This is a genomic window from bacterium (assembly GCA_035454885.1).
GTDB lineage: Bacteria > UBA10199 > UBA10199 > JACPAL01.
Genome location: DATIGE010000052.1, coordinates 1 through 6,609 on the forward strand (window position 1 = coordinate 1; position 6,609 = coordinate 6,609).

General features: G+C 61.1%; 8 protein-coding genes. 4 read left to right on the forward strand and 4 right to left on the reverse strand.

Annotated features, from left to right (window positions below; all coding sequences use genetic code 11):
- From VLJ37_09240 to VLJ37_09250, 3 genes are all read left to right on the forward strand, one after another.
- Positions 1–1,152 (forward strand): DUF2330 domain-containing protein (locus VLJ37_09240; protein ID HSA59854.1); only part of this gene is annotated, 1,152 nt, incomplete at its 5' end.
- 143 nt (positions 1,153–1,295) lie between these two features.
- Positions 1,296–2,165 carry a hypothetical protein gene (locus VLJ37_09245; GenBank protein HSA59855.1) on the forward strand — a complete coding sequence of 290 codons (870 nt, stop codon included), beginning with the start codon at positions 1,296–1,298 and terminating at the stop codon, positions 2,163–2,165.
- Positions 2,165–2,464, forward strand: coding sequence for a DUF4325 domain-containing protein (locus VLJ37_09250; GenBank protein HSA59856.1), 300 nt, complete (start codon positions 2,165–2,167; stop codon positions 2,462–2,464). Before VLJ37_09245 ends, VLJ37_09250 begins: the two co-directional genes overlap by 1 nt.
- Before the next feature lie 5 nt (positions 2,465–2,469).
- On the opposite strand, the gene VLJ37_09255 is transcribed toward VLJ37_09250, so the two are convergent.
- From VLJ37_09255 to VLJ37_09265, 3 genes are all read right to left on the reverse strand, one after another.
- Complete coding sequence (locus VLJ37_09255) at positions 2,470–3,018, reverse strand: hypothetical protein (GenBank protein HSA59857.1); 549 nt, start codon at positions 3,016–3,018, stop codon at positions 2,470–2,472.
- A 26-nt stretch (positions 3,019–3,044) separates the two neighbouring features.
- Positions 3,045–3,263 carry a hypothetical protein gene (locus VLJ37_09260; protein ID HSA59858.1) on the reverse strand — a complete coding sequence of 73 codons (219 nt, stop codon included), beginning with the start codon at positions 3,261–3,263 and terminating at the stop codon, positions 3,045–3,047.
- A gap of 108 nt (positions 3,264–3,371) precedes the next feature.
- The gene (locus VLJ37_09265) at positions 3,372–4,829 is read right to left on the reverse strand and encodes a hypothetical protein (GenBank protein HSA59859.1); all 1,458 of its coding nucleotides are present in this window, start codon (positions 4,827–4,829) and stop codon (positions 3,372–3,374) included.
- 106 nt (positions 4,830–4,935) lie between these two features.
- Between VLJ37_09265 and hemB the strand changes: the two genes are divergently transcribed.
- Complete coding sequence (gene hemB / locus VLJ37_09270; protein HSA59860.1) at positions 4,936–5,898, forward strand: porphobilinogen synthase; 963 nt, start codon at positions 4,936–4,938, stop codon at positions 5,896–5,898.
- A gap of 1 nt (position 5,899) precedes the next feature.
- Here hemB and VLJ37_09275 read toward each other — a convergent pair whose 3' ends face one another.
- Positions 5,900–6,499: a hypothetical protein gene (locus VLJ37_09275; protein ID HSA59861.1), complete on the reverse strand. Its 600-nt coding sequence runs from the start codon at positions 6,497–6,499 to the stop codon at positions 5,900–5,902.
- Positions 6,500–6,609 lie beyond the last annotated feature (110 nt).

Below are 6,609 nucleotides of genomic sequence, written 5' to 3' on the forward strand. Positions count from 1 at the left end.
CCGGTGCCGACCTTCATCACCAAGGAGCAGATCCACGTGGGCGACAAGGCGGTCATCGACCACCTGGACGCGTACACGGCCCCGCGCCTGGTCGAATATTTCGACGAAAACCCGTGCGAGATGATGAAGATGAGGGAGATGATGCCGATGATGTCCGCCGCTCCCGCCGGCGGTGCCGACATGGCGTCGCGGGCGAAGAGCCTGGGCGTCAAGATCGAGGCCCAGTACACGGTGGGCGAGTACGACATCCTCATCCTCTCGGCCCAGGAGAGCGGCGGGCTGGAGACCTGGCTCACGGAGAACGGATACAAGATCCCGCCGGGCGCCGGTCCCATCCTCCAGAGTTACATCAACCAGAACGTGAAGTTCTTCGTCGCCAAGGTGAATCTCAAGGAACAGTCCAAGCTCGGATTCTCCTACCTCCGCCCGCTGCAGGTCGCCTTCGAATCCCCCAAGTTCATGCTCCCGATCCGCCTGGGGACGGTCAACGCCGACGGGCCGCAGGATCTCTTCATCTATGCGCTGAGCCGGAAGGGCCGGGTGGAGACCACCAATTACCGGACGGTCAAGCTCCCGACGGGGATGGACATCCCCGTCTACGTCAAAGGGGAGTTCGCCGACTTCTACAAGTCGATGTTCTCCGAGCAGGTCCATCGGGAGGACATGCGCGCGCTGTTTCTCGAATACGCCTGGGATATGAATTGGTGCGATCCCTGCGCGGCCGACCCGCTCTCGGAAGGGGAGCTGAAGGAGTTGGGCGTCTTTTGGATGGGGGATCGCGAGCCCTACGGCATGACCAAATCCATTCCGCCGCGCCCCGTGGGCGGGGCGCGGGACGTCTTCGTCACTCGCCTGCACGTGCGTTACGACGCCGCGCATTTTCCCGAAGACCTGGTCTTTCAGGAGACGTCCGACCGCCAGAACTTTCAGGGACGCTACGTGCTCCGGCATCCCTGGACGGGGGACGACTCCTGCGAAGAGGCGCGGGCCTACAAGAGGGAGCTCCCCAAGCGCCAGGAGAGGGAGGCCCAGCAGCTCGCCTCGCTCACGGGCTGGGACGTGAACGGCATCCGCAAGAAGATGAAGCTCGACGATCGTCCGGACGTCCCCGTCAAAAAGGACGGCAAGTGGTACAAAAAGATCTGGGAGTGACGGAAGATTTATGAAGGGTAGATTTAATAATTGTAACAATATGAAATTATTAGTCTTATATATGTGCTGCTTTAATAAATGCGCATTATTAGAATATTAACTCTAATATTTACAGGCACTTAAATATATTCTACCCTTCATGAGTGATTCAGCAAAGAATCGATTTTCCGCGCCAACCCACGATCGCTTACATCGATTCCTTCCTCAAAGCGGTTCGAGGCGTGCTCGATTTGAGTGAGGGAGAGGTCGTTCTGGACCTTTCGCGTTCCACGGAAGCGAGCTCGGCCCTGATCTGCTTTCTCTGCGGGCTTGTGGACCTGTCACTTTCCAAGAAAAATCGCGTGTCTTTGGTCCTCCCTCGCAACAAGCGGGTGGCGGAGGCGGTTCGAGCGGTCCAGGAGATCGTCAAGGCGGAGGGCTCCGGCCGGATACGGGTCGCCGAGCGTATGTGGCAGGCCCGTAAGATCACCGGCAACAACAACGCCGTCTTGGAAGAGATCCTCGATCTCATCGGGGGAAACCTGCCGATCTCCGCGGAAGCCAGATCCTCGCTCATCGTTGTGCTGACCGAGCTTCTGACAAATGCCATCGACCATAGCGGCGAAAGGTCTTGTTATGTGTGCGCAGGCGCCTGGGGACGATCCAGGCTCTTGCACCTCACGATTCTCGATTTTGGAATGGGGATCCCCCAAAAAATCCGGACCCGCTATCCTCAGTATGAGGACGACGTGGAGGCCCTGAAAGATCTTTTGAAGAAAGGCCTGACCACGCGGGTCGGTTTGGAGGGTGGAAAGGGATACCGCTACATCCAGGAAATCTTGAGCCATAACAAGGGAAGGCTTCATATTTTTTCGGGGCGCGCCAAAGTGGTTCTGAAATACGACAAGGGAGAGTATCGTTACCGGCAGGCGCGAAAGGCGTTCACCGGGACATGCGTCGATATCCAATTCAACCTGGATGCCGCGGGCCTGGGTGCCTACGTCGCGGAGGCCGGGCAAGGGGAGTATTTTTGATGACGATTGACGTGATGAAAGTCTGCGGAGAGGACATCATTTCCCGGGATGCGGGGCGAAAGGTGAGGGAGTTGATTCTCCAGAATTGGAGCGAGCCGTCGATCGAAATCACCTTCGGGGGAAGGCGCGTGGGGTCCGTATCCTTTTTCGACGAAGCCTTCGGGCTTCTCATGAAGAGGGGACAAAAAGGGGTCGATGAAATACGAATCAAGCTGAAATTCCCGGATCTCAGGCCGGAAGATCGGACGCTCCTCAACCACGTTTTTTCGACGCGCGTTCAGGAGGCGCAGACTTCCTGAGGAAACTATTTCAACTCCACGTCAGCCGCGTAGAACGCGTCCGCGCAGCCGGGGACGGAGACGGTGGGGACTTGAAAGAACACATCCTTATTAGTCAGCCTGGCGGCATGCAGAATCGCCAGAACGGCCTTGAACCGTTCCGCCTCGATTGCGGGGATCAAAATGGTCTTGATGCCGGCGTTGGTGGCGACGGCCACTTTGACCGGCGCACCGCGGAGGAGGAGAGAATCCACGCTGGAGCTGACCTCCGTCAGTTCTCGGGCTTGGACGAGGCCGCGGCTGAATCCGGTATGTGCGTCGATTGTGATGGTTCCCTGCTTGCAGGTGTAGTTGCCGACGGGCGTCGCCGAGATGGCAGTGACCTTTCCGGAGAACGACATCAGGGTGTCGAAGATACTGGGTTCGGGGGGCGTTTCCCCGGCGTCGTCGGTCAGCACCAGATCGGTCTTGATGCCGCCGATGACATCCCTGAAGCCTGCCCTCGCCCCGCGTGGGTAGGCGAGAAGGCCAAGCGTCACAAGCAACGTCGCAAGCAGGAGTGGAGTCTTTTTCATAGTCTTCTTCCTTTCAAAAAGATGAGTCAGTTCAAAACGGTCTTGATGACTTCCATTACGATTTCCGGCGACGCCGCCTCGCCGGGCTCGGCGCCGCCCCCTGGGAGCGTCGTGCCGCCGGGGGATTCGGCGTTCGAGGAGGCTTCGGGGGCCGTAGCGGCCGAAGGGCCCTTTGCGCCGCCCGAACAGGCCGTCAGGGCACAACAGGATATGACCACCGCCGCGAGGATGACGATCGATCTCATCAGGGCCGTATGTTAACCGATTTGAATCGGCTTGAGAAATGCCAAATAAAAAGGCCCCCGCTTTCGCGGGGGCCTTCTTCGTCCTGATCGAAGCTTAATGTTGGTCCGTTACGGCACGCACCGCCCCGCCGTCTCAAACACGAGGTATTGCAGCACGCGCTCCTGAGGCCAGAAGCCCTCCGTCGCGCAGCTGTGCGACGTGTGGTAGGAGCTGTAGAGCACGCAGCCGCTGCCGACCCTTCGGGTGGCCGTGAGCGGACGGACGACGCCGTTCTGTGCGCTGAAGTCGTCCGGATCCGTGAAGTCCACCGGGCCCTGGATCCAGACGAAGGTCTCCGAGCCGATGCCCGAGTGTTTGCCCTCCATCACGCCCCATCCGGCCAGGAAGTCGCCGATGCGGATCGTGTCCGCGGATGGGTCGAGAAGCGAAGTCGAGCTGCCGTTGACCGTCGTCGTGCAGCTGTTTCCGGGACTGTCCGCGGTATCGATCGTGTTGGACGATCTACCCTCAAGCCAGGAGCTCATCGTGCCGTCCATGACCGTCGCGTTCGAGACGATGCCGGAGGTCCCGGTCTGGGCGATGTCCGGCGTCTCGGCCGTGGCCACGTCGGTGCCGTCGCCCTCGAAGTTCATGAATTCAGGAACGGATTGCTCGACGTAGTCGTAGGCCAGGTCAGTGGCAAAGATGGTTCCGCCGCCCTCGATGTAGGATCGGATGCGGCTGGCCAGATCCGTGCTGACCGCCTTGAGCCCGGCGACGTGATACGCCGTGTGCGCGGCCTCCGGGCCCACCTCGGCGACCAGGGCCTGCAGGGCCAGGGCCGCCGCCGGGTCTTCGTTGGTGCCGCAATTGATGAAGATGATGTCGTAGGCCTGCATCGCCGAGAGAGATCCGAACAGGGCCGAGGAGTCCGGATAAGTCCCGCCGAGCGAGCCGTCGCCGTCATAGAGGTCGAAACTTTCCGTGCCCAGCTCGAGTTCTCCGAACTCGTTGACCGTCCCGAAGCCCAGTTTGGCGAGGACGTTTTGTATCTCGTCGAAGGAGCCGGTGACGACGGCGATGTTGGCCGTGCTGCCCGACGCTGTCGAGCCGACGATGTTCGCCGTGCAGGCGTCCGGATTGTCGGCGCAGTCGAGGGTCGCCTCACCGCAGAACGAACCCTTGCAGTAGCGGATCGTCGTGGAATCCGCCGGACAGGCGGATGTGTCGAGCGTATAGGTGCCGTCCGCGCAGGTGCAGACCGAGGCGCAGGAGCCGACCGGCGGATCATCGCACTCCACCACGGCGCCGTCGCAGGTCGCTTGGACGATGGACTTGCCGCCCGCGACCGTCAGAGCGGTCGGTGTTCCGGGGATGAAGACCGTCGCGCCGGCGATCGGGTCGGTGCCGTTTGCGGCCAGGGCCGTGCCCGTCACCGTCGTCGCGCCGCCGAGGCCGCTTCCGCCGCCGCCCCCGCCGCTGTCACCGCAGCCCGAGCTGCCGCCGGCGAAGAGCCCGCCTATCGCGAGGACTCCCAATGCCAGCAGTAAGGTTCGAGCCAGCCATTGCCTTTTCATGCTGATCATAGACCCCCTCCTTTTTTGATTTGGAGGCAGGGTAGTCCAATCGTCTAGGAGGTGGAAGAGAATAAACACAGTTGAATACGACGGGAGACCGGTTACACTGACGGGCATGACTTTTCCCCAAACACGTCCGCGCCGTCTTCGTTCCCGCGAGGCGATCCGCCGGATGGTCCGCGAGACTTGGGCTTCCGTCGATCAGCTGATTTTCCCGATCTTCGTGAAGGAAGGGAAGGGCGGTTCCGTCAGGTCCATGCCCGGCGTCGCCCAGCTTTCGGTCGGTCAGGCCGCCAAGGAGGCGCGCGAGGTCCACAGGCTCGGCATTCCCGCCGTCCTCCTCTTCGGCATTCCCGCCAGAAAGGACGAAGAAGCCTCCGGCGCGTATGAGGCCGACGGCATCGTTCAGCGCGCGGTCAAGGCGATCAAGGACAAGGCCCCGGATCTGGTCGTGATCACGGACGTCTGTCTTTGCGAGTACATGACCCACGGGCATTGCGGAATGGTCGAAAGCGGGAAGATCGTGAACGATCCCTCGTTGGAACTCTTGACCCGGACCGCCGTCTCACACGCCGAAGCCGGCGCCGACATCGTCGCCCCATCCGACATGATGGACGGCCGCGTGGCGGCGATTCGCCGCGGCCTCGATGACGCGGGCTTCTCCGATACGTCGATTTTAAGCTACGCGGTCAAGTACGCGTCGGCCTTTTACGGTCCTTTCCGGGAAGCGGCGGAGTCGGCGCCCAGGTTCGGAGACCGGAGGACCTATCAGATGGATCCGGCGAACGTCCGCGAGGCGGTTCGGGAGGCGAAGCTGGACGAGCAGGAGGGGGCCGACATCCTCATGGTCAAGCCGTCGCTGGCCTATCTCGATGTGATTGCGAAGGTGCGCGAAGCGACCGACCTCCCGGTGGCCGCCTACAACGTGAGCGGCGAATACTCGATGATCAAGGCGGCGGCATCGAAAGGCTGGATCGACGAGAAGGCCGTGATGATGGAGACGCTTCTCTCCATCCGCCGCGCGGGAGCGGACCTGATCGTGACCTACTTCGCCAAAGAGGCGGCGAGGCTGATCTAGGCTACTTCGGCCTCTTCTTCATCCTCCCGGCCGCCCCCGACGGCAACTCCACCTTCTTGTAGTCGGCCGGGATCTCGAAGAGATTGGCGGGTTGGGGCGCGGAGACGATGTCCTTGAGCACCATGCCGGAGTTCCCCTCGCCGATGTTCCGGATCACGATGCCGTTCAGGTCCTTGGCCTTCCAAATCGTCGTCGATATCGCCTTTCCGCCCATGGTCCCCTTGATCACGCACTTGTCGGTCGGGTGTCCATCGATGATCTCCCCGGGCGAGCAGTCCTGGGTCCATCCCGCCGGCACCTCGTTCACGATCGCGTGGTCCCACGGCAACGGCTGCTCCATGTAGGTCTTGTTGGGCATCAACATCCACATGACCTTCCGGTCGAGCCGGCTGATGTTGGTCAGCGGTTGGGACATGCCTTGTATGGTCATCTCCATCCGGGTCGCCGTCTTGCTCATGTAGATCTTTCCCTGTCCGAAGACCTGGTCGCCCCTCACCATCTGGACGTCGGCGCTCAGGTCCGGCAGGACCGCCGGCTGCGCTCCGGCGGAGGATGAGGCGGCGGCGAGGAAGAAGGCGATCGATAGAAGGATTCGTTTCATGATGTCTCCTGTAAAATTTGAAATCGACACTAGCACGAGGGCAAGGTTAAGGGAAAGAGGATGAACCGTCTCTTCCTGATCGACGCCTCGGGCTACATCTTCCGCGCCTA